At 60.7% G+C, this 22,796-nt stretch carries 20 protein-coding genes; all 20 read left to right on the top strand.

Annotated elements, in window-relative coordinates; translation table 11 throughout:
* The first annotated feature begins 3 nt into the window (after window positions 1-3).
* The 20 genes from RX395_RS03610 (at window position 4) to RX395_RS03705 (ending at window position 22,787) form a co-directional block, all read left to right on the top strand.
* A complete protein-coding gene (locus tag RX395_RS03610) occupies window positions 4-1,296 on the top strand; it encodes a MiaB/RimO family radical SAM methylthiotransferase (RefSeq protein ID WP_316365518.1) in 1,293 nt (430 codons plus the stop codon).
* A complete protein-coding gene (locus tag RX395_RS03615; protein WP_316365520.1) occupies window positions 1,277-2,263 on the top strand; it encodes a PhoH family protein in 987 nt (328 codons plus the stop codon). Before RX395_RS03610 ends, RX395_RS03615 begins: the two co-directional genes overlap by 20 nt.
* Entirely contained in the window at window positions 2,260-2,769 is a 510-nt protein-coding gene (gene ybeY, locus RX395_RS03620; RefSeq protein ID WP_117770331.1) for an rRNA maturation RNase YbeY, read from the top strand. Before RX395_RS03615 ends, ybeY begins: the two co-directional genes overlap by 4 nt.
* A gap of 9 nt (window positions 2,770-2,778) precedes the next feature.
* Window positions 2,779-3,156 (top strand): diacylglycerol kinase family protein, encoded by a 378-nt coding sequence (locus RX395_RS03625; protein ID WP_148346217.1) that lies wholly within the window; start codon window positions 2,779-2,781, stop codon window positions 3,154-3,156.
* A gap of 12 nt (window positions 3,157-3,168) precedes the next feature.
* On the top strand, window positions 3,169-4,236 hold the full coding sequence (gene era, locus RX395_RS03630; RefSeq protein ID WP_316365524.1) for a GTPase Era: 1,068 nt from the start codon (window positions 3,169-3,171) through the stop codon (window positions 4,234-4,236).
* A gap of 15 nt (window positions 4,237-4,251) precedes the next feature.
* On the top strand, window positions 4,252-5,001 hold the full coding sequence (gene recO / locus RX395_RS03635) for a DNA repair protein RecO (protein WP_316365525.1): 750 nt from the start codon (window positions 4,252-4,254) through the stop codon (window positions 4,999-5,001).
* Window positions 5,002-5,139: 138 nt separating this feature from the next.
* On the top strand, window positions 5,140-5,418 hold the full coding sequence (rpsO, locus tag RX395_RS03640) for a 30S ribosomal protein S15 (RefSeq protein WP_035138510.1): 279 nt from the start codon (window positions 5,140-5,142) through the stop codon (window positions 5,416-5,418).
* 149 nt (window positions 5,419-5,567) lie between these two features.
* Window positions 5,568-7,814, top strand: coding sequence for a polyribonucleotide nucleotidyltransferase (locus RX395_RS03645; protein ID WP_055309899.1), 2,247 nt, complete (start codon window positions 5,568-5,570; stop codon window positions 7,812-7,814).
* A 520-nt stretch (window positions 7,815-8,334) separates the two neighbouring features.
* Entirely contained in the window at window positions 8,335-10,005 is a 1,671-nt protein-coding gene (locus tag RX395_RS03650; protein ID WP_006235967.1) for a ribonuclease J, read from the top strand.
* A gap of 1 nt (window position 10,006) precedes the next feature.
* A complete protein-coding gene (locus RX395_RS03655) occupies window positions 10,007-12,787 on the top strand; it encodes an FtsK/SpoIIIE family DNA translocase (RefSeq protein ID WP_316365533.1) in 2,781 nt (926 codons plus the stop codon).
* Complete coding sequence (locus RX395_RS03660) at window positions 12,787-14,298, top strand: helix-turn-helix domain-containing protein (protein WP_316365535.1); 1,512 nt, start codon at window positions 12,787-12,789, stop codon at window positions 14,296-14,298. The genes RX395_RS03655 and RX395_RS03660 overlap by 1 nt, the downstream gene beginning before the upstream one ends.
* A 26-nt stretch (window positions 14,299-14,324) precedes the next feature.
* Window positions 14,325-14,822 carry a YajQ family cyclic di-GMP-binding protein gene (locus RX395_RS03665; protein WP_022094699.1) on the top strand — a complete coding sequence of 166 codons (498 nt, stop codon included), beginning with the start codon at window positions 14,325-14,327 and terminating at the stop codon, window positions 14,820-14,822.
* A 27-nt stretch (window positions 14,823-14,849) separates the two neighbouring features.
* Window positions 14,850-16,199, top strand: coding sequence for a 30S ribosomal protein S12 methylthiotransferase RimO (rimO, locus tag RX395_RS03670; RefSeq protein ID WP_316365536.1), 1,350 nt, complete (start codon window positions 14,850-14,852; stop codon window positions 16,197-16,199).
* 99 nt (window positions 16,200-16,298) lie between these two features.
* Window positions 16,299-16,847 (top strand): CDP-diacylglycerol--glycerol-3-phosphate 3-phosphatidyltransferase, encoded by a 549-nt coding sequence (gene pgsA / locus RX395_RS03675; RefSeq protein WP_006235973.1) that lies wholly within the window; start codon window positions 16,299-16,301, stop codon window positions 16,845-16,847.
* Between the two features lie 12 nt (window positions 16,848-16,859).
* The gene (locus RX395_RS03680; protein WP_316365539.1) at window positions 16,860-17,390 is read left to right on the top strand and encodes a CinA family protein; all 531 of its coding nucleotides are present in this window, start codon (window positions 16,860-16,862) and stop codon (window positions 17,388-17,390) included.
* 257 nt (window positions 17,391-17,647) lie between these two features.
* Window positions 17,648-18,796: a recombinase RecA gene (gene recA, locus RX395_RS03685; protein ID WP_022094695.1), complete on the top strand. Its 1,149-nt coding sequence runs from the start codon at window positions 17,648-17,650 to the stop codon at window positions 18,794-18,796.
* Between the two features lie 11 nt (window positions 18,797-18,807).
* The gene (locus RX395_RS03690) at window positions 18,808-19,500 is read left to right on the top strand and encodes a regulatory protein RecX (protein WP_316365542.1); all 693 of its coding nucleotides are present in this window, start codon (window positions 18,808-18,810) and stop codon (window positions 19,498-19,500) included.
* Between the two features lie 257 nt (window positions 19,501-19,757).
* Complete coding sequence (gene rny / locus RX395_RS03695; protein ID WP_115596193.1) at window positions 19,758-21,308, top strand: ribonuclease Y; 1,551 nt, start codon at window positions 19,758-19,760, stop codon at window positions 21,306-21,308.
* Window position 21,309: 1 nt separating this feature from the next.
* Window positions 21,310-22,395, top strand: a complete 1,086-nt coding sequence (locus RX395_RS03700) for an ATP-binding protein (RefSeq protein ID WP_316365544.1) — start codon at window positions 21,310-21,312, stop codon at window positions 22,393-22,395.
* 74 nt (window positions 22,396-22,469) lie between these two features.
* The gene (locus RX395_RS03705; protein ID WP_006235982.1) at window positions 22,470-22,787 is read left to right on the top strand and encodes a stage V sporulation protein S; all 318 of its coding nucleotides are present in this window, start codon (window positions 22,470-22,472) and stop codon (window positions 22,785-22,787) included.
* Window positions 22,788-22,796: the final 9 nt, after the last annotated feature.

Below are 22,796 nucleotides of genomic sequence, written 5' to 3' on the forward strand. Positions count from 1 at the left end.
CGCGTGCTCGCACCCCATATTTCCGTCGTCAACCTCGGCTGCCGCGTCAACCGGGTTGAGTCTGACCGTATCACTGCCGATCTTATGCGTCTGGGCTTTGCTATTGTGGATCCCCAGGATGCCGATCTGATCGTCATTAACACCTGTGCCGTTACGGGCGAGGCCGAGGCCAAGACCCGTAAGGCCGTCCGTCATGCGCTGGCCCATCCTAACGAGCCCTATGTGCTTGTGACCGGTTGCGTGGTCAATTTACATCCCGAGGAGCTGCTGGAGCTTTCGGATCGCGTGATCGCCGAGCCGTCCAAGATCGATGTCGCCGAACGTGTCTGCGAGGTGTTGGGCGTTGAGTCCGATAGCGTTCCCGCCTGCAGCGATGGCGGGGTGGTCGATGCGCTCGGTCGCTCTCGCCTGGGCGTGAAGATTCAGGACGGCTGCAACCATCGCTGCACCTATTGCATTGTGTGGAAGGCACGCGGCCCCGAGCGCTCCGTGCCCGTTGAGTCCGTGCTCGAGCAAGTTCGCGAGGCCCAGGAGGCCGGCGTGCCCGAGGTGGTGCTGACCGGTGTGAACCTGGGCGCCTACGATGGCAAGAGCGCGACCGACGAGCATGTCGAAATCGATGAGCTGCTCGAGGCCATCATGGAGCGCACGTCTATCCCGCATGTGCGCATTTCCTCGGTCGAGCCCATGGATATCTCTGAGCGCCTGCTTAAGGTTATGGCGCGCTTTCCGCAGCGTATCGCCCCGTTTTTGCACCTGCCCGTGCAGTCCGGCTGCACGGCGACCCTGCATCGCATGGGCCGTCCCTATAGTGCGGAGGCCTTTGAGGACACGGTGCGTATGATTCGCGCCAATCTGCCGCAGGCGTCACTTTCTTGCGACGTTATTGTCGGCTTCCCTGGCGAGACGGACGAGGAGTTCGAGAAGTCGCTGGCGCTGTGCCGCCGTGTGGGTTTCTCGCGTATGCACGTGTTCCGCTACAGCAAGCGTCCCGGTACCCTTGCTGCCGACATGCCCGACCAGGTTCCGCCCGAGGTTATGGCCGAGCGCAGCCGCCGTATGCGGGCCGCCGCACAGGAGCTCGCTATTGCCGACGCTCGCCGTCGCGTGGGCACGGTCGAGCGTGCCGTGCTCGAGTATGGCGACAACCTGACGCTCGGCTCGTTCCATCATGCCCGTCTTGACGATACCTGTGGACTTACAGCCCCGTGCCTGCTCGATGTTGCTATCATCGGAGTCGATGATTCCGGCTTGGTCCATGCACGCAGGGAGGTTCATGGAAGCCTCGAAGATTAGACTTACCGTTCCCGAGGGGATTGATCCCTCGCGCGTTTTGGGCGCCGGCGACGGCGTCCTTCGTGCGCTCGAGAGCTTGGTTCGCGCTCATGTGGTCGCCCGTGGCGATAGCATCTCCGTGAGCGGCGACCCGGACGAGGTCGAACTCGTGGCGCGCTTTTTCGAGCACGCTTTTCGCGAGGCGGCCGCCGGGCGCACGCTGTCTGCCGACGATGTCTCTCGCTGCCTGGCCGTCTTGCGCGACGGTGAGCACGAGGCTACGTCGCTTCGCGATGACGTGCTGCTTTCGTATCGCGGCCGCGTCATTCGCCCCAAGACGCTCGGCCAAAAGCGCTATGTGGATGCCATCCGCACGCATACCATCACGTTTGGCCTGGGTCCTGCCGGCACCGGTAAGACCTATCTGGCCATGGCGCTCGCCGTTGCCGCGCTCAAGCGTCACGAGGTGGGCCGTTTGATCTTGACGCGTCCGGTTGTCGAGGCGGGGGAGAATCTGGGCTTTTTGCCCGGTACCCTCGAGGAAAAGATCGACCCCTACATGCGTCCGCTCTACGACGCCCTTTTTGACATGATGGATCGCGAGCGCACCGATGAGCTTATGGAGCGTGGCGTGATCGAGATCGCCCCGCTTGCCTACATGCGCGGCCGCACACTGAGTGATGCCTTCGTGGTGCTCGACGAGGCGCAAAATACCACGCCCGAGCAGATGAAGATGTTCCTGACACGCCTTGGGTTCAACTCCAAGTTCGTGATTACCGGCGACCTGAGCCAGCGCGACCTGGTGGGTCGTCGTGGCGGTCTTGCTGACGTTGAGCAGATTTTGGGCCGTGTCGACGATGTCGCATTTTCTCACCTCGAGCGTGCCGACGTGGTGCGCCATGCCCTGGTGGGTCGTATCGTCGAGGCATATGAAGCTTATGATGACGTGCGCGAGCAGCGCCCGCGCGACCGAAAGGAGTCCCGTTGAGTGTATTGATCAGCAACGATGCCGAGCTCGATACGCTGCTCGACGCGCAGGAGGTGGAGCACATCTGCGAGGTTGTGCTTGCCGCCGAGGGCGTTGAACGTGGAGTCGAGATTTCCCTTTCGTATGTCGACGAGGACGAGATGCACGAGCTCAACCACGAGTGGCGCGGTATCGACCGCACCACCGATGTGCTTTCGTTTGAGTGCGATTCGGCCTTCGACGATGACATTCCCGCCGATGAGACGCTCGAGCTCGGCGATATTATCTTGGCCCCGCAGGTTATTGCCCGTCAGGCCCCCGGTTTTGGCAATAGCCCCGCTGACGAGTGCCGTCTGATGCTCGTACACGGCATGCTGCACCTGCTGGGCTATGACCACATCGAGGACGACGAGGCCGAGGTCATGGAGGCCCGCGAGGACGCCATCCTGCGCGATCTGGCGCTCGAGCGCGGTGAGGACCCTAAGCTAGTCCACGTCGGCCCCATCACCAACCACGCCCACGACTAGGAGCCGTCTATGATTCCCGGATCGAACAAGGACCATCCGTCCTTCTTAAAGTCGTTTTCCTACGCCATGGAGGGCTTCGTCACCGCCGTCAAGACCGAGCGCAACATTAAGGTCATGCTCGTGGCGGGCGTGTGTACCGTCATCGCCGGCTGTATCGTGGGGCTCGACATTGCCGAGTGGGCCACGATTATCATCTGTTGTGGCCTGGTGATTCACGGCGAGCTGTGCAACACCGCTATGGAGGCCATCGTCGACCTAGCGACCCAGGAGCTCCATCCGCTGGCCAAGCGTGCGAAGGACATCGCCGCCGCCTCTGTATACGTTCTTTCCATCACCGCCGCGATTGTGGGCGTGCTGGTATTTGCCCGCGCGCTCGGCTTTATTTAGAAAGGGATTCCCATGTCCGACAATATGCAGCCTACCGATGAAGTTTTGGATGACGAGGTCCTGGATGCGGTGGATACCGAGGAGCTCGAGGATGTCGAGGAGTTCGACCCGTTTGAGGGCATGAGCGACGAGGAGCTCGACGCCCTGTGCGACGAGGGCGACAGCCTCGCGGGCTTTGGTGACGTGGAGCCCGGTTTCCGCAGCGGTTTTGTGGCCCTGGTCGGTCGTCCCAACGCCGGCAAGTCCACGCTGCTTAATGCCTGCTATGGCAAAAAGGTCGCCATCACCTCGCCGGTGGCCCAGACGACTCGCCGCCGCATGCGCGCCGTCGTCAACCGTCCCGGCTACCAGCTGGTCTTTGTCGATACTCCGGGTATCCACAAACCCAAGGACGGCCTGGGGTCCGAGCTCAACAAGAGCGCGCTGTTCGAGCTGAACGATGTCGATGTCGTCGCGTTTTTGATTGATGCCACCAAGCCGATCGGCAGGGGAGACGCCTGGGTTGCCGAGCGCGTCAGATGCTCCCGTTCCAAGAAGGTCCTGGTGCTCACCAAGGCCGATGAGGCCGACCCCGCACAGGTTATGGAACAGCTCAAGGCCGCCCACGAGCTCATGGAATATGACGACGAGATCGTGACGTCGTCGGTCAAGAACTTCAACGTCGATGCCTTTATCGAGACTGTTGCGCACTTTTTGCCCGAGGGTCCGCGTTGGTTTCCCGAGGATATGGGTACCGACGCTTCCGATGAGACGCTCGTTGCCGAGTTTGTGCGCGAGAAGGTCTTGCGCCGCACCCGTGATGAGATCCCGCACTCCGTTGGCGTGATCTGTGATGCGCTTGAGCAGACCAAGAAGGTGCTGCGCGTGCACGCCACCATTTACGTCGAGCGCGAGGGCCAAAAGGGCATCATCATCGGTAAGGGCGGCGAGATGATCAAGCATATCGGTATCGACGCCCGTCGCGATCTTGAGCGCATCTTTGGCACGCAGGTCTTTTTGGAGCTGGACGTGAAGGTCAAGGCCGGCTGGCGCGACGACGAGGCCCAGATTCGCCGCTTTGGCTACAACGCCGAGGACTAAGGACGCGCGGCGCGCATGGCAGGCTCCCGGACATATCGCACCAAGGTGCTCGTCCTCGACAAAACGAAGCTCAAAGAGACCGACCTGATCTTGACGATGCTTGACGAGCGGGGGCGGCAGGTTCGTGCCGTGGCAAAGGGCGCCCGCAAACCCGGCGGACGCCTGGCTGCGCGCTGCGAGCTGTTCTGTACGGTAGATATGCTGCTCGCACATGGACGGTCACTCGACGTGGTTTCCCAGGCCGAGCTTATGGAGGCGCCGCTCGGCGTTGCGCCCGATTACGAGACGACCTGCGCCGCAAGCGCGATCGCCGAGGTCGCGCGCGTGTGCTCGTTCGAGGACGCCGAGGACCCGTTTACCTTTGCTATAACGCAGCGAGCGCTTGCCCTGGTGGGCAGCGGGCTCGACACGGCGCATTTGGATCTACTTGTGGCGGCATATGTCTTTAAGCTGCTGTCGCACGTTGGCTATCGACCCGATTTTTCGGCCTGCGTGCTGTGCGGAGACCCCATGCTGTCGTATTTTTCGCCCCAGGCGGGCGGCCTCATGTGCGGGTCGTGCGCGTCGAGCGTTCCAGGTGCCGAACTGGTGTCGACCGGTGAGGCCGCATGGCTGCGCGCCCTCATGTCCATGACCTTCGATGCGCTTTTGGCCGAGCGAATCGACCCGCATACCGCAGCCTTTTTGCTGGGGCTTTCGCATGTTTGGGCTGCGACGCACACCGATCAGCGCCTCCGTGCGATGGAATTCATGTTGGGTCGGTGATGATGCGCAGGCGCGGGCTGCTTGTGGTAACATACCGACCTGTTGGTACCTCGACCTTGGTTGCTCGCTCCACCGGCGGCTTCCCAGTCCGAGGCGAATCGAGTCGCCCGATGGCGACGTAAAACGAAAGGTGAAACAATGACTGTTTCCAAAGAGCGCAAGGCGGAGCTGACTGCCCAGTTCGGTAACACCCCGGTCGACACCGGCAACCCCAAGGTTCAGGTCGCCATCCTGTCCGAGCGCATCAAGGAGCTGACCGAGCACATGAAGTCCCACCAGAAGGACTTCCACACCCGTCGTGGCCTGCTCATGCTCGTCGGCCGTCGTCGTCGTCTTCTCTCCTACATCAAGAAGAACGACATCGTCGAGTACCGTGAGCTCATCAAGGCTCTGGGCATCCGCGACAACATCCAGTAGGATTTGTACATGCTAAGAGCGTCCTGCGCAGCGGGGCGCTCTTTTTGTGTAAGGGCGCGAACAATCACGCTCTGAAGCGTGGCGGGGGCAGGGGGCCCGCGTCACATGAGAAGCCCGCAGGCAAGGGGTCTGCGGGGTAAAGGAGAACAATGACACTCGTATCCAAGACCTTTGAGCTGTACGGCAAGACCTACACCTTTGAGTCGGGCGAGCTTGCCAAGCAGGCCACCGGCGCCTGCCTGGTCAAGCAGGGCGACACCACGATGCTCGACACCGTGGTCGTCTCCAAGGAGCGCAAGAACTACGACTTCTTCCCGCTGACCGTCGACTTCAACGAGAAGATGTACGCCGCCGGCCGCATCCCGGGTGGTTACCTCAAGCGTGAGGGCCGTCCCAGCGAGAAGGCCACGCTCACCGCGCGCATGATTGACCGTCCGATTCGCCCGAGCTTCCCGGACGGCTTCCGCAACGAGGTGCATATCGTCGCCACCTCGCTCGTCGCCGACCAGGTCAACCCCTTCGACGTCATCAACGTCATGGGTGCCTCTCTGGCCATGACGCTCGGCGGCGTTCCCTTCGAGGGCCCGCTTGCCTGCGTGCGCATCGGCCGTAACGTGGAGACCGGCGAGTTTATCGTCAACCCCACCTACGAGGAGCGCGAGAACTCCGATCTGGACCTGGAGCTGGGCGGCTCTGCCGACTTCATCTCGATGGTCGAGGCCGGCGCCGAGGAGATCTCCGAGGACGACATGCTCGCCGCCATGAAGTTTGGCCAGGAGGCCCTTGCTGCTTTCTGCCAGGCTCAGGATGAGTTCGTCGCCGAGTGGGAGCAGGTCAACGGCCCCATCGTCAAGAAGGAGTACCCGCTCGACCAGCCCGTCGAGGAGGTCCAGGAGCGCATCTTTGCCCACTACGACGAGATGGCGGCCGCACTTCGCGACGCCGACAAGCTCTCTCGTATCGGTAAGGTCGAGGCTCTGAAGGAGTCCATCCGCGCCGAGTTCACCGAGGAGGAGCAGGCCGCTTGGGAGCGCGAGATCCCCGTGGCGCTCAAGAAGCTCGAGAAGAAGGCCATGCGCACCATGGTCGTCGAGACTGGCGAGCGCGTCGATGGCCGTGCTGCCGACGAGATCCGTCCCATCATGGTGAAGGATAATTACCTGCCGCTCGTTCACGGCTCCGGCCTGTTCCAGCGTGGCCAGACCCAGGTGCTCTCCGTCCTGTCGCTCGGCATGCTCAACGAGGGCCAGCGTCTGGATACCATCGAGCCCACCGAGGGCAAGCGCTACATGCACCACTACAACTTCCCGCCGTTCTGCACCGGCGAGACCGGCCGCATGGGCAGCCCCAAGCGCCGCGAGATCGGCCATGGCAATCTGGCCGAGCGCGCTCTGCTTCCGGTGCTTCCCGACGAGAACGAGTTCCCCTACGCCATCCGCGTCGTCTCCGAGGTCATGGAGTCCAACGGCTCCTCTTCGATGGCTTCGACCTGCGGCTCCACGCTCGCCCTTATGGACGGCGGCGTGCCCATTAAGCGCCCGGTCTCCGGTATCGCCATGGGCCTGATCCAGGAGGAGGGCAAGACCGTGGTCCTGTCCGACATCCAGGGTCTCGAGGACTTCCTGGGCGACATGGACTTTAAGGTCACCGGTACCACCGAGGGCATCACCGCCCTGCAGATGGACAACAAGGCCACCGGCCTCACCTTCGACATCCTGGCCCGCGCCCTGCAGCAGGCCAAGGAGGGTCGCGCCTTCATTCTGCAGAAGATGCTCGATGTGATCCCCGAGCCGCGCCACACCACGCGCAGCACTGCTCCGCGCATCGTTTCCATCCAGGTTCCTACCGACAAGATTCGCGACGTCATCGGTTCCGGCGGCAAGGTCATCCGCGGCATCCAGGACGAGACCGGCGCTTCGGTCGACATCCAGGAGGACGGTACCGTCTTTGTCGGCGGCACCGGCGAGTCCGTCGACCAGGCTGTCGAGCGCATCAAGCTCATCATCAAGGTTCCCGAGCCGGGCGAGGAGTACACCGGTCGTGTGGTCTCCATCCAGCCCTTCGGCGCCTTCGTCAACCTGCTGCCCGGTAAGGACGGCCTGCTGCACATCTCCCGCGTCGCCAAGGGCCGCGTGGAGAAGGTCGAGGACGTCCTCAACGTGGGCGACGAGGTCAAGGTCGTTGTCATCGAGGTCGACGATCGCGGCAAGATCTCGCTTGATCGTCTGGACAAGCCCGAGGCCCCGGCTCGTGCTGAGGGTGCCTCCGAGGGCGACGGCGAGCACTTCCAGCGCCGTGAGCGTCCGCGTCGCGAGCGCTCCGAGCGCAGCGACCGTCCGCGCCGTCCCGGCGACAACGGAGGCCGCAAGCCCCGCCGTCACCACGACGCCGAGTAACAGCTAAACATAAGCAGCTCAACAAGGGCGACTCCTAAGGGGGTCGCCCTTTTGCTTGCGCCCGGGAGGGCCGCATATGAAGTTTCCTGCTCTACAGTCCTGCGCAAGACGGAAAGCACATTAAGTGCTTTCCTTTGCGTGCGGAACTCGCGATAAACTTCATATGCGTCCCTCCCGGGCGCAAGCAAAAGGGCTGGTTAGTGCCGCTCGCTATTTAGTTAGACAGTCTATTCAGTAGTCAGATTTCAGATCAGTAGATAGACACAGCAGTATTTCCCCTGATAAAACCTACCAAAATAAACCTATCTCATATTGGCCGCTGAGCCCTGACCGGCGGGATACACAGGTTCAGATGGGGCTTTGATGCATGGGTGGTCTGTTGTTGTGCAAATGGGTATCATACTGTGGTTATTACATCGACTCTGTGATGCATGTTTGTACGTTCCCGACGGTCGGTTTGCCAGAAGCGCCCCGTCGGTTGTTCCAGACCCGTTTCGAAGAAAGGAAACCACACTAACCTATGGCAGCTAAAAAATCATCTCCCTTGAAGATCATCCCGCTCGGCGGCCTTGACGGCATCGGTAAGAACATGACGGTCTTCGAGTGCGGCGACGACATGGTGCTCGTCGACGCCGGTCTCATGTTCCCCGACGACTCCCAGCCCGGTATCGACCTGGTGCTTCCCGACTACACCTATGTTCTGGAGAACGAGGAGAAGCTCCGCGGTATCGTCGTCACCCACGGCCACGAGGACCACACCGGTTCGCTTCCGTACCTGCTGCAGGACCTCAACAACAAGGTGCCCATCTTTTCGAGCAAGCTGACGCTTGGCTTTATCGAGGGCAAGCTTTCTGAGTTCCGCATCCGCGCGCCCAAGTTCCGCGAGGTCAAGGGCGGCAGCCATGTCAACCTCGGCGGCATCTCGCTCGACTTCTTCTCGATGACGCACTCCATCCCCGGCGCTCTGGGCGTGTTTATCCGCACCAATCAGGGCACCGTTATGCACACCGGCGACTTTAAGCTCGACCAGACGCCCATCGATGGTGTCACGCCTGACTATGCCGCTATCAGCCGCTTTGCCAAGCAGGGTATCGACCTGCTGCTGTCCGACTCCACCAATGCCACGGTTCCCGGCTTTACCAAGTCCGAGGCCGAGGTTGGTCCCAACTTGCTGCACGCCATCAAGAACGCCCCGGGTCGCGTGTTCGTCGCGTCGTTCTCGAGCCACATCCATCGCCTGCAGCAGATCTGCGATGCCGCCCGCAAGTGCGGCCGTAAGGTCGTTGTGACCGGTCGCTCCATGCTCACGAACACCCGCGTGGCGCGTGAGCTGGGCTACCTCAACATCGACGATGCCGATATCATCGATGCCTTCGACATTGATAACCTGCCCGACGATAAGATCGTCGTCATGTGCACCGGTTCGCAGGGCGAGCCGCTGTCGGCGCTGTCCCGTATGGCCAACGGCGAGCACAAGACGCTTTCCATCCACGAGGGCGATACCGTCATCCTCTCGGCAACGCCTGTTCCCGGCAACGAGAAGGCCGTCCAGCAGGTCGTCAACAGCCTGGCCAAGCTCGGCTGCGACGTGTGGGATAAGAACCGCGCTCTTGTCCACGTCTCGGGCCACGGTAGCCAGGAGGAGCTCAAGCTCCTGATGGCCATGGCCAAGCCCACGTACTTTATGCCGGTTCACGGTGAGGCCGTGCATCTGCGCGCCCATGCCCAGCTGGCCCGCAAGATGGGCATCAAGGACGATCATATCTTTATCCTCGATAACGGCGACACGCTCGAGATGCGCGGCGGTATCGTCAAACGCGGTACGCCCGTCGAGTCCGGCGTCGTCTACGTCGACGGCCTGCGTATCGGCGATACCGACCCCATCGTCCTGCGCGATCGCCAGAAGCTCGCCAACGACGGCATGGTCACGGCCGTTGCTATCGTCTCGCTCAAGCACAAGAAGATCGAGGCCATCGAGTTCTCGGGCCGCGGCGTCTCGTTTGCCATCGACGACCAGTTCTCTGAGGATGCCTCCGCGTCCATTATGAAGACGATCGAGAAGGGCAAGTTTAGCTTTACGAGCAGCGGCTCCGATGCCATTCGCAAGGCCGTGCGCGATTCGCTCTCCAACTTTATTTGGAGCCGTACGCGCACCCGTCCGATGATCATCCCGGTCGTCATGGAGGTTTAGTTTGGCGCGTGGATCTGCACAAAACGCCAAAGGCAATAAGGCCAATAACCAACCGGCATCTGCTAAGGGTGCCGGTTCCCATCTGCGTGCCAATAAGGGCCACGAGGCGGACTTCGACGATTTTGAGCCTTTGGTTGAGCCCTCGGCCAACCGTGATATCGCCGGCGTGGTCATCGCCGTTTTGGCGATTGCGTCCTTCATTGCCGTGATTTCGCCGGCGACCGCACCCGTTACGGCTGCGGTTGCCGGTTTCTACCACCTGGGCTTTGGTCTGGGCGCCTACGTGCTGCCGATCGTCATTTTGCTGTTTGCCGCCACGCTCTTTTTAGGCGAGGACTCGCCGCTCAACGTACGCTCTGTTGCGGGCGGCGCCGTGGTCTTTATCGCCGTCGTCTCCATTCTTTCGCTGATGGTGCCGGGTACGAGTGTCTCTTGTGACCTTATGTTCACGCCGCAAAATTTGTCCGCCTCGGGTGGCTACATCGGTGCGTTTATTGCGAGTGCGCTGCAGAATGCCCTGGGTAAGCCTATCGCGATGGTAGTCCTGTTGGGCTTTGTCGTCGTGGGCTTGGTCATCATCGGCTTTTCGGTTGGCGGCGTTTTGCGCTCTGCTCGCGACCGTGCGGCCGATTTTGCCGAGCGCCGTCGTGCCGATGTCAACGCCAGCCCGTGGGGTGACGACGAAGCTCTGTCGGTGCCCGGCGTTGCCCGTCCGCACCTGAGCATTCTTCGTCAAAAGGGCTCCGATGCTGCCGTGACCACGGTCATGGGCAACGGTGTGGACCCGGTTTTGGACGATGACGACGAGGACGAGAATCCGTTTGTCGACGTGTCCGAGTCGGTTGAGGCTGAGCGCGCTAAGACGAAGCTGCTGCCGCGCCGCCATGCCAAGAAGGGCAAGGCCACACCCAAGTTGAATACAAGCGAGCCCGACCCGTTTTGGTCCGATAGCGAGATTGAGCTCACCGAGGGCGATGACGAGGATGACGAGGCTCCGATTGAGACCGCAAAGACAACTTTGCTGCCGCGTCGCCATGCCAAGCGCGACCAGGTAACCGGCCAGCTTTCGATGGAAGACGACCCCGATAAGATCGACGAGTCCGAGCCACCGTTTGCCGTGAATCCTGTCTCGGCAGCACCTCAGATTCCCGACTTCTTGAAGCATCCCAAGGTTGCCGATACGGCTGTCGCGGGCGCTGTCGAGGCGCCTACTTCTAGCGATGGGGGAGCGGTCAATGCCCCCGCGGATAACGAGGGCGAAGAAGAGGATGGCCTTAAGCTTCCGCCACTCGAAATCCTGCATGCCAACCCGCAGTCGGCGTCCTCCGCGTCTTCTGACAAGGAGCTGGAACAGACTGCCGAGTCACTGCAATCCACCTTGCTTGAGTTTGGCCGCAGTGCCCGCGTGGTCGGCTGGATCGCCGGCCCCACGGTGACGACCTTTAAGCTGCAACCTGGCGAGGGCGAGCGCGTGAGCAAGATCTCGAGCCTCGAGGACGATATCGCGCTTTCGCTCGCTGCCCAGTCGGTGCGTATCTTTGCCCCGATCCCCGGCACCTCGCTCGTGGGCATCGAGATTCCCAACCGCAAGCGCCAGAACGTCAACCTGGGCGACGTGCTGCCCTATGTGAAGGGCGGTCCGCTTGAGCTCGCCATCGGTCGCGATGCCGAGGGTACGCCGGTCGTCGCCGACCTTGCCAAGATGCCCCACCTGCTGATCGCCGGTACCACGGGTTCCGGTAAGTCGGTCATGATCAACTCCATCATCACGACCCTGCTCATGCGCGCTCTTCCCGAGGACGTTCGCCTGATCATGGTCGACCCCAAGCGCGTCGAGCTTGCGGGCTATAACGGCCTCCCGCATCTCTATGTCCCCGTGGTGACCGAGCCCAAGCAGGCCGCGAGCGCTCTGCAATGGGCCGTGTCCGAGATGGAGCGTCGCCTGAAGGTCTTCGAGCGCCTCAACGTGCGTAAGATCTCGACCTACAACGAAAAGCAGGCCGCCGGCGAGTTTGAGCATTTCGACAACCCGCCGCTAAAGATGCCCTACCTGGTCATCATCATTGACGAGCTCTCGGACCTGATGATGGTCGCCGGTAAGGATGTCGAGGCCTCGATCGTGCGTATTGCTCAGCTGGGCCGTGCCGCCGGTATCCACCTTATCGTGGCCACGCAGCGCCCGAGCTCCAACGTGGTGACGGGCCTCATCAAGGCCAACATCACCAACCGCATCGCCTTTAACGTCGCCACGGGCATCGACTCGCGCGTCATCATCGACCAGATGGGTGCCGAAAAGCTCACCGGTTTGGGCGACATGCTGTTCTCCAAGGTCGACTGGGGCAAGCCCCGCCGTATCCAGGGCTGCTTTGTTTCGGATGATGAGATCAACGAGATTGTCGAGTTCGTCAAGTCGCAGAGTGAGCCAGACTACCACGAGGAGATCCTGTCTGCCGTGGCGCCCGCTTCCATGTCCATGGCGGGTGGCGGCGGCATTGTCCGCACCGGAGTCGCCGAGCCGCAAGACGATGATCCGCTCATTTGGGAAGCCGCCCATATTGTGGTGGAATCGCAGCTTGGCTCCACATCTGGCCTGCAACGTCGTCTGAAGGTTGGCTATGCGCGTGCCGGGCGTATTATGGATATGCTGGAAGAAAAGGGTGTCGTCGGCCCGCCCGACGGTTCCAAGCCGCGCGAGGTCCTGTTGGACGAGGAGGGGCTTGCCGCGCTGGAGTCTGTCGACGCCGAGATGGCACGTGAAGATCGTGAGTTTGGAGGATTCTGATGGCTGCACGCTTTGGTGACATGCTGCTCGAGCAGCGTCGCCGAATGGGCCTTTCCATTCAGCAGGTCGCCAACACCATCAAAATCAGGCCGCAGATCATCGAGTTTTTCGAGACCGGTAACTTTGCTTCGATGCCGCCGCGCGGCTATGCGCAGGGCATGATTTCGAGCTATGCTCGCTTTTTGGGCCTCAATCCGCGCGAGGTCGTCAATGCCTACTTTGACGACCTGATGGCATACGAACGCGAGACGTCCCAGCAGGGCGGTCGTTTTCAGGACGCCGCCGGCTACGTCAATTCGCGCTCCTCGGTCGATAACGGGCGCTTCCTGATGGTTCAGGGCGGTCGTTCGACCCGCTATGGACAGCGTCCTCAGCAGGCCGGTTATATTACCGAGACGGGTTCGGGCGAGGAGATTCGCTCGCAGCGTGACCGGTTCCGCAGTACGCCGATGCCCGAGGACCGTGCACTTCCCGCTGCCCGCGGTGTGGCGCGTGACCCTCGTGTCGGCTATGGCGACGGCGGCTATTCCGATCGCGGTTACCGTGGTGCCTCTATGGGACGCTCTCGCGGTGGCTATTCGGATGCCGATACCACGCAGGTGACGCCGCGTCTTCGCTCTCAATCACAGCCGTATGGCCAGCGCTCTTCGGCTCCGCGTTCGGTCCAGCGTGGCTATCAAGGCCGCGGTGAACTTGCGCCCCGCTCGGGTCAGCGCAGCCTTCAGAGCCAGGGCGGCTATCGCGGCCGTTCCGATAGCAATCGCGGTCGTATGCCTCAGGGAGGCGGCCGCAGCAGTTCCAGTTGTGGACGCGGCGGATCACGTACTCCTCAAAACAACGTGCTCGATCCGCGTATCGTCTACGCCGGCATCGGTGCCGTGGCGTTACTGCTGATCGTGCTCATCGTGGTGCTTCTGCGCGGCTGCGCATCTTCGGCGCCCGAGACCACGCCCGAGACGCCCACTGCCACCAAGACGACGACTAAGAAGTCTTCTAAGAAGACCGAAACGGTCGACGAGGATGAAGACACCGATGAGGCGACGGATGAGTCGACTGATTCGGACGCCACCAAGACGACGGCCAAGAAGGAAGAGAACGAGGTCACGAAGGTCAAGGTCTCCGTTGCCAAGGGAAAGACCGCGTGGATTGAGGTCAAGGTCGATGGAAAGTCGGTCTATGGCGCCCAGGCGACTGGCCCCTTTGAGCAGGAGTACACGCCCGAGTCCTCGATCGAGATCACCACGTCCAAGCCTTCCGATGTCACCGTTACCAAGAACGGCGAAAAGGTCCGTTACGATACCAAGACCTCGGGCGTGGCGCGTGTGACGATCACCGTTCCCAAGAAGGAGACGACTGATTCCGAGAATGGTGAAAGTTCTGATGGTACCGACACCACCGATGGTACCGACACCACCGACGGCACCGATGCCCAGTCCACGGATGGCGCCGATACCGCATCTGACGGTCAGACGCCCACCGATTCTACCGACTATTCGTACGATAGCTACTAAGCCGCTCGTACGCGAAAGGAAACATCATGGCTAAAGATTCCAGCTTCGACGTCGTGTCCGAGGTCAACATGCAAGAGGTCGACAACGCCTTCCAGCAGACCACGCGCGAGATTTCCCAGCGCTATGACCTTAAGGATTCCGGCGCCACGATCGAGCTTTCGAAGGGCGACAAGCTCTTTACGATCAACGCCCCGGCCGACTTTGTCTCCAAACAGATTATCGACGTGTTGAGCTCCAAGCTCATCAAGCGCGGCATCGACCTCAAGGCTGTCTCGTGGGATGCTCCGCAGGCGGCGTCGGGCGGCACCGTGCGCGTGCTCGGCCATATCGTCGAGGGTATCGACCAGGCGACCGCCAAGAAGATCAACAAGGACATCAAGGACCAAAAGCTCAAGGTCAAGGTGACCATCGAGGCCGACAAGCTGCGTGTTTCCTCTGCTTCGAAGGACGCGTTGCAGACCGTGATCCAGTTCCTGCGCGACCAGGACTACGGCCAGCCGCTGCAGTTCACCAACTACCGCTAATATCAATCGAAAGGACCGCTCTCCAACATGGATACACCGTTGGGCTCCGTGCTCTACATCACCCTCGGGTGCGCTAAGAACGAGGTTGACACCGACCGCATGCGTTCTCTTTTGACCGCCGCGGGCTACGAGGAGGCATTCGACCCGCAGGATGCCGACATCGCCATCGTCAATACTTGCTCGTTCCTCGCCTCCGCAACGTCCGAGAGCATCGAGACCACGCTCGAGCTCGCCAACGAGGTTCAGGACGGCGTTCGTTCTTGCCCCATCGTTATGTGCGGCTGCGTGCCGTCGCGCTATGGCGATGACCTGCCTGACGAGCTGCCCGAGGTCGCTGCCTTTGTGAAGGCCGACGAGGAAGATGGCATCGTGGCGGTCATCGATGGCGTGCTGGGTGTCGAGCGTGAGATTGCAGCCTATATCCCGCAGGTCAAACGTACCGTCGAGGGTGCTGTCGCTTACGTCAAGATTTCCGATGGCTGCAACCGCTTCTGCAGCTTCTGCATGATTCCCTACATCCGCGGCCGCTATCATTCGCGCAATGCCGAGAGCATCATCTCCGAGGTGCGCGACCTGGTTGCCGGCGGTGTGCGCGAGATCGTGCTGATCGGCCAGGACACGGGCATCTGGGGTACCGACTTTGCCGACGAGGACGTCGCCGATGGCTCGCCGCGCAATCTGGCGCAGCTGCTGTGTGCCGTCGCCGAGGCCGTGCGCCCGCACAACGTCTGGGTCCGCGTGCTCTATCTGCAGCCCGAGGGCATGACTGACGAGCTCATTGAGACCATTCGTGATACGCCCGAGGTGCTGCCCTATATCGATATCCCCGTGCAGCACTGCGACGCGCGCATTCTCAAGGCCATGCGTCGCTCCGGTTCGCGCCAGGAGCTCGAGGATCTGTTCCGCGACCTTCGTGAGCGTATCCCCGGCATCGTGATCCGTTCCACGGCCATGGTCGGCTTCCCGACCGAGACCGACGACGAGTTCCGCGACCTTATCGACTTTATGGACACCGTCGGCTTTGACTACACGAGCGTCTTTGCCTACTCGCAGGAGGAGGGCAGCCTGGCCGCTAAGATGGAGGGTCAGGTCGACGAAGAGGTCAAGCTCGAGCGCGCCCAGGAGGCCATGGACCTGGCCGAGTCGCTCGGTTTTGCCGCCACCGCCGCCCATGTGGGCGAGCGCGCCCAGGTGATCGTCGACGGTATCGAAGAGACCGAGGACGGCGCCGAGCTGATCGGCCATGCCTGGTTCCAGGCGCCCGATTCCGATGGAGCGGTGCATCTGGACGCCAGCGAGGCGTCCGTGGGCGATATTCTGATTGTCGAGTTTACCGATAGCTTCTGCTATGAGCTTATCGGTCATGTTGTGGAGTAGGAGAGCGTCGTGGCTAACGAGAGCAATAAGGAACTGACGAGTGTCTGGACGCCCGCCAACATCGTGACGTGCGTGCGCATCGTCTTTATCCCGGTGTTCATGATCGTGTCGGCGCTTTCTCACACGAGTGTTGCCGGTACGGATTGGAGCACCTTTGACGGTCCGCTCGCCGCCGCTGCCTTCATTCTGTATGTGATCCTGTCGTGCACCGATAAGGTCGACGGTTATCTGGCACGCTCGCGCAACGAGATCACCGATTTCGGCAAGTTCTTGGACCCCATCGCCGACAAGCTGCTGGTGTTCTCGGCCCTGCTGCTGTTCTTGGATTTTGGCGCCGTAACCGTGTGGTCCGTGTTTATTATCCTGTTCCGCGAGCTGCTGGTGAGCGCCCTACGCATGGTTGCGAGTGCGGCCGGCGTGGTTGTTGCGGCCGATAAGCTCGGCAAGTACAAGACGGCAACCACGATGGTCTCCATCTGCGGTTACCTGTGCGTTTTTGCTATGGCCGGCTTGCACCTTGGCCCGGTGGCGCTGACGCTCGGCATCTACTCGGTGTCACGCTTCCTGTATGCCGTTGCCGTTGTCTTGACCGTTATCTCGGGCGCCCAGTACTTCTGGAACTGCCGCAAGATCGTCTTTTCGGTCTAGGTCCTGGTGGGTATGACGGTCTCTTTTGAGCAGATTTCCGCACACAATGAGGAGCTGGCGCGCGATATTGTCGAGCGCGCGAGCGCTCGGGGCGTGACGGTTTCGACGGCTGAGTCGCTGACGGCGGGTATGATCGCCTCGACGATTGCGGATATCCCGGGCGCCTCGGCGGTGTTGCGTGGCGGTGCGGTGACTTACTGCGATGAGATTAAGCATCGCGTTCTTGGTGTTGAGCAGGAGACGCTCGACCGCTATACCGCGGTGTCGCATCAGACCGCGCGCGAGATGGCGGTGGGTTCGCTGGAGCTGTACCAGAGCGATATTGCAGTGAGCGCAACGGGTTATGCCGGCCCCGGCGGTGGCACTGAGGGCGATCCGGCGGGCACTTTCTATATTGGCTGGGCGTATCGCGCGGCTTATGGGGAAGTCCCGGTTGTGGACTCTGTGCGCTGCCACTATGAGGGCGACCGTTCGTGTGTTCGTGCCCATGCGGTCGCGGAGGCATTGGGGCGCATTGCCCTTGTGCTCAACTCTATGGAATAGACGTGTTTTAAGGGGCCTCCGAGCCCCTTAATTGTGGAGATAGGGACCTTAGGCTCATTTGGCGTTTGTGCTGGTTGTAGATGTATTTTTGCCTGCCTTGTTCATATTTGGTCCTTTGTGGTCAAGCATTTGGTCAGTGTTTGGTCGGCGTTTGGTTGGGTTTTGGAAAGACCGCCTGCATATGATTGGCCTGAACGGTTGACCACGAACAGCCGTTCGTTTATTATCGATGCAGGTTGTTAAGAGGAGGGCTATTCATGGCCAAGAATTCAGGTCCCGTACGTACCGTTCATGCTCGCACGACGGGTAAAGAGCGCGATGAGATGATCGCCACCACCAAGGCCGAGATCGAGAAGAAATTCGGCCAGGGTTCCATCATGAGGTACGGCGACGGTGGTCCCGAGCTCGAGGTCGAGGCCATTCCCACGGGCGCCCTGGCCCTCGATGCCGCGCTGGGTATCGGCGGCGTGCCGCGCGGCCGTATCGTCGAGATTTACGGTCCTGAGTCCTCCGGTAAGACGACGCTTTCGCTCGAGATCCTGGCCGAGGCCCAGGCAATGGGTGGCGTTGTGGCATTTATCGATGCCGAGCACGCGCTCGATCCCACGTATGCCGCGCGCATCGGCGTGGATATCGACGAGGTACTGATTTCCCAGCCCGATACGGGTGAGCAGGCGCTCGAGATCGTTGACATGCTCGTGCGTTCCGGTGCCATCGATGCCATCGTCGTCGACTCCGTCGCCGCGCTGACCCCGCGTGCCGAGATCGAGGGAGAAATCGGCGACACTACGGTCGGTCTTCAGGCTCGCCTGATGAGCCAGGCGCTCCGCAAGCTCGCCGGCTCGCTGTCCAAGTCCAACACGACGTGCATCTTCATTAACCAGCTGCGTGAGAAGATCGGCGTCATGTTCGGCAACCCCGAGACTACGACGGGCGGCCGCGCCCTTAAGTTCTTCTCTTCGGTGCGTATCGACATTCGCCGTATCGACAGCATTAAGCTTAAGGACGAGGTTATCGGTAACCGCGTGCGCGCCAAGGTCGTTAAGAACAAGGTGGCAGCTCCGTTCCGTTCTGCTGAGTTCGACATCATGTACGGTACGGGCATCTCTAAGGAGGGCTCGATTCTGGACATGGCTGTCGAGTGCGGCATCTGCAAGAAGATGGGCTCCTGGTTTGCCTATGGCGAGGACAAGCTCGGCAACGGTCGCGAGGCCGCCAAGGCGTTCCTGCGCGAACACCCCGATTGTGCCGACGAGATTGAGCATAAGGTCCGCCTTGCCTGTGGACTTGAGTTTGATGACGATGCTCCGTCCGAGGTCGAGCTGACCGATCAGCCTGCGCCTGAGGAGTTTGACGAGCTTTACGCCATCGATGGTTCCGCCATGCTCGATGATGACGACGAGTAACGGTTACGCTCATGTCGTATACGGTGACCGAGGCCACGGTCGTCTTTCCCGATAAGAAGGCGGCCTCCTCGTTCTCGAGCGGGTATGCGTCCAAAAAGCCTTGCGCACATATCGATTGTGAGCTTGAGGGCGGTTTTGAGCGGTCCATTTGGATTCCCGTGCGGGTCGCGCGGCTGTATGTCAAAAACCGCCCCGATCTTCCCTGTGATTGGGATAACTTTCGTGAGGCGGTGCAGCTCATTGAGCGTAAATGTGCACTCACCATGGTGACCGAGATGTTATCGCGCCGCGACCATGCGACGGGTGAGGTCCGTGACAAGCTGGCTCGCTACGGCTTTCACCAGCCCGCGATCGATTTCGCCGTCGAGCGCGCCACCGAGTATCGCTTTTTAGACGAGAGCCGCTTTTGCTCGTACTTTATCGAGGAGCGCAAGCGGCGCGGTTGGGGACAGCGCAAAATCGAGACCGAGCTCAAGCGCCGTCATGTCGTGCTCGAAGACATTCCCGGTTATCCCGAGGATTATTTTGCCGCCGAAGACGATTTGGCGCGTGCGTCAGCCCTGCTCGCCAAGCGTCGTGTTCCAGAGACGCGCGGATTCGAAAAACTGGTTCGGTTTTTGATGGGCAAAGGCTTCTCGTATCACGTCGCCGCCGATGCCGTTAAGGCACGTCTCGATGCCGAACGCGAGGAATGTGCAGTTTAGGCGTATGCGCTTTGTGGCCCTGCCGTTCACCGCGTTTTAGCCGCCGTGCCGGGGCCCTTTATTTGACAGTTGTTGTGGTTCAACGTACGATAAACACTGTCATTTGCTTTGTGATATGTGCTCATCTGTGATGAGTTTGTTTATATGTTTATCTGTATCCGACCCGCATAAGCTGCGCCCATATTACTCAAATGGCGCGAGCCGTTCGTAAGGACGGTTCGCTTTGTTGTGTAACGAATCCATAAAAAGGAGTGAGCATGCCTATCATCGCAGCGCTCGTTGGCATCGTTTTGGGTGCCATCGCCGCCATTGCCTACATGCGCACCGCCAAGCAGGGTAGTCTTCACGAGGCCGACGAAAAGATCCAGTCGGCACACGCACAGGCTGAGTCCCTGATCGGTGATGCTAAGCGTCAGGCCGAGACCCTCAAAAAAGAGGCTCTGCTCGAGGCTAAAGAGGAGATCATCAAGAACAAGCAGGCCGCCGAGGCCGAGGACAAGCAGCGTAAGAGCGAGATTCGTACGCTCGAGAACCGCGTGATGCAGCGCGAGGAGTCCCTTGATCGCCGAAACGACGCTCTCGACAAGCGTGAGCACCAGCTGTCCAGCCAGGCCGGTCAGGTCGAGAAGCGCTCCCGCGAGCTCGAGGAGCTCTGCGCCAAGCAGACGTCCGAGCTCGAGCGTATCGCCGACCTGACCCGCGAGGACGCCCACAAGGAGCTCCTCGATAAGGTTCGCGGCGAGGTCACCCATGAGGCTGCCACGATCATTCGCGAGTCCGAGCAGCAGGTTCGCGCCGAGTGCCACAAGACCGCCCAGGAGATTTTGTCCCTGGCGATTCAGCGCTGCGCTGCCGACCACACAGCCGAGGTCACCGTTACCTCCGTGCACATTCCCTCTGATGACCTCAAGGGCCGTATCATCGGTCGCGAGGGTCGCAACATCCGGACCTTCGAGCAGGTTTCCGGCGTCAACCTCGTGATCGACGACACGCCTGAGACCGTCGTTCTTTCGAGCTTCGACCCGGTCCGTCGTGAGACCGCCCGTGTTGCCCTCGAGAACCTCATCGCCGACGGCCGCATTCACCCCGCCCGCATCGAGGAGATGTATCACAAGGCTGCCGACCTGGTTCAGCAGCGCGTGCGCGAGGCCGGCGAGCAGGCTGCCTTCGATACCGGCATCCACGACCTGCACCCCGAGATCGTCAAGACCCTTGGTGCCCTGCGCTACCGTACCTCGTTTGGTCAGAACGTGCTTCAGCACTCCCTCGAAGTCTCTGACCTGTGCGGCGTGATGGCTTCCGAGCTTGGCCTGGACGTTGTGACCGCCAAGCGCGCCGGCCTGCTGCACGACCTGGGCAAGGCAATCGACCATGACGTCGAGGGCCCGCATGCCGTCATCGGCGCCGAGCTTGCCCGCCGTTATGGCGAGAAGCCCGTTATCGTCCACGCTATCGAGGCTCACCATGCCGACGTCGACCCCAACACGGTGCTCGATGTCCTGGTACAGGCCGCCGATGCTGTCTCTGCCTCTCGCCCCGGTGCCCGTCGCGAGTCTGCCGAGAACTACATCAAGCGTCTTGAGAAGCTCGAGGAGATCGCCAACTCCCATGATGGCGTCGAGCGTACCTATGCCATGCAGGCTGGTCGCGAGGTCCACGTCATGGTTCAGCCGGACAAGATCTCCGATGCCCAGTCCACGGTCCTGGCTCACGATATCGCCCATCAGATCGAGGAAGAGATGGAGTATCCCGGTCAGGTGCGCGTCGTCGTGATTCGCGAGAGCCGCGCTGTCGATATCGCTAAATAACATGAGCGACGCGAACGAGCTCATCTCATTTATCGCGTCGATGTCGGGGGAGGGCAACCTTCGCGTCGAGGAGAACCTTGGCGAGGGTTATGTCCGCCTCCGCGTTTCGGAGGCCGAGCGGCGCCAGGCAAAGCACGACATTCAGCATGTCGAGGATATCGTCATCGAAATGCTCCGTAATGCTCGCGATGCCGGCGCCGACAAGGTCTATCTCGCCACGACCAAGGAAGATGGCATCCGCACGCTCGTCTTTCTGGATAACGGTTCGGGCGTTCCGCAGGATATGCAAGAGCGAATCTTCGATGCCCGCGTTACCTCCAAGCTCGAGAGCATGAAGATGGACCGTTGGGGCGTTCACGGTCGTGGCATGGCATTGTTTTCGATCAAGCAGAACACCGACGAGGCCCGTGTGGTCACGTCCGGTGTCGATCTTGGCTCGGCCTTTAAGGTGAGCGTTGCGGCCGACCGCCTCAGCGAGCGTGCCGATCAGTCCAGCTGGCCCCAGGCCGTCAAGGATGAGGATGGACGTTATGTCTGTGCTCGCGGTCCGCATAATATTATTCGCGCTGCTTGTGAGTTTGCGCTCGAGGAGTTGCGTGGTTGCGATGTCTATCTTGGTTCTCCGTCTGAGATTGCCGCGACCCTTTATGCTCAGGCGTCAAGTCGGTTTGATACGTCGCGTCTCCTGTTTATTGATGACGAGAGCGAGCTTCCGGTTGTCGATCGTTTAGGCCTTGCCTCTGATGCCGAGGACTTTATCCGTATCTGTTCGGGTTTGGGTCTTGAGATGTCCGAGCGCACGGCTCATCGCATTTTGGCAGGGCAGATTAAGCCCGTTCGCGGTGTGACCGCGCGTCTGCTGCGCGAGCGTGATTCGTCCACGCATGCGCCGGCTCCTGTCGATCTTGCGAAGGATCGTCGCGGGCTACGTATTGCCAAGGATGACATGGCACAGTTTTCGCGTGCTGTGGAGCGTGACTTTAATGACCTTGCCGCCCGGTACTATCTCAACCTTTGCGGCGACCCAAAGATTCGTGTTTCGCGTGATCGAATCACTGTGACCTTCGATCTTGCCAAAGAGGAATAGTGCCTTTACCGAGTCCACTCGGTACGATACAGTTATTGCAGTTAAAACGTACTTTTAAACGCAGGAGTTTCTTCATGGATTGCCTGAAGGTATCAAGCAAATCATCGCCCGCGTCCGTTGCCGGCGCCATCGCCGGCATGGTCAAGGATGGTGTACCCGTCAACATCCAGTGTGTCGGCGCCGGTGCTGTCAACCAGGCCATTAAGGCCGTTGCTATCGCGCGCGGTTTTTTGATTCCAACCGGTTTTGATATTTCCTGCGCGCCCGTGTTCTCCGACATCCTCATTAACGGGGAGTCGCGCACGGCCATCCGCCTTTCTATCTACGTTCACCAGATCAATCGAGCTGCTATGGATAACGTCGTCATGGATGATGTTAAGCCTGTGGCATAGCTTCCGCTT

Source organism: Collinsella aerofaciens (assembly GCF_032584215.1).
In the GTDB taxonomy this organism is placed as follows: domain Bacteria; phylum Actinomycetota; class Coriobacteriia; order Coriobacteriales; family Coriobacteriaceae; genus Collinsella.

Coding starts and splice junctions, on each gene's coding strand:
- RX395_RS03615 (WP_316365520.1), top strand. CDS start 1,277: ATGGAAGCCTCGAAGATTAGACTTACCGTTCCCGAGGGGATTGATCCC.
- RX395_RS03690 (WP_316365542.1), top strand. CDS start 18,808: ATGTCGTATACGGTGACCGAGGCCACGGTCGTCTTTCCCGATAAGAAG.
- RX395_RS03650 (WP_006235967.1), top strand. CDS start 8,335: ATGGCAGCTAAAAAATCATCTCCCTTGAAGATCATCCCGCTCGGCGGC.
- recO (WP_316365525.1), top strand. CDS start 4,252: ATGGCAGGCTCCCGGACATATCGCACCAAGGTGCTCGTCCTCGACAAA.
- RX395_RS03705 (WP_006235982.1), top strand. CDS start 22,470: ATGGATTGCCTGAAGGTATCAAGCAAATCATCGCCCGCGTCCGTTGCC.
- RX395_RS03625 (WP_148346217.1), top strand. CDS start 2,779: ATGATTCCCGGATCGAACAAGGACCATCCGTCCTTCTTAAAGTCGTTT.
- RX395_RS03700 (WP_316365544.1), top strand. CDS start 21,310: ATGAGCGACGCGAACGAGCTCATCTCATTTATCGCGTCGATGTCGGGG.
- rimO (WP_316365536.1), top strand. CDS start 14,850: ATGGATACACCGTTGGGCTCCGTGCTCTACATCACCCTCGGGTGCGCT.
- rpsO (WP_035138510.1), top strand. CDS start 5,140: ATGACTGTTTCCAAAGAGCGCAAGGCGGAGCTGACTGCCCAGTTCGGT.
- RX395_RS03680 (WP_316365539.1), top strand. CDS start 16,860: ATGACGGTCTCTTTTGAGCAGATTTCCGCACACAATGAGGAGCTGGCG.
- pgsA (WP_006235973.1), top strand. CDS start 16,299: ATGATCGTGTCGGCGCTTTCTCACACGAGTGTTGCCGGTACGGATTGG.
- RX395_RS03645 (WP_055309899.1), top strand. CDS start 5,568: ATGACACTCGTATCCAAGACCTTTGAGCTGTACGGCAAGACCTACACC.
- rny (WP_115596193.1), top strand. CDS start 19,758: ATGCCTATCATCGCAGCGCTCGTTGGCATCGTTTTGGGTGCCATCGCC.
- era (WP_316365524.1), top strand. CDS start 3,169: ATGTCCGACAATATGCAGCCTACCGATGAAGTTTTGGATGACGAGGTC.
- RX395_RS03665 (WP_022094699.1), top strand. CDS start 14,325: ATGGCTAAAGATTCCAGCTTCGACGTCGTGTCCGAGGTCAACATGCAA.
- RX395_RS03660 (WP_316365535.1), top strand. CDS start 12,787: ATGGCTGCACGCTTTGGTGACATGCTGCTCGAGCAGCGTCGCCGAATG.
- recA (WP_022094695.1), top strand. CDS start 17,648: ATGGCCAAGAATTCAGGTCCCGTACGTACCGTTCATGCTCGCACGACG.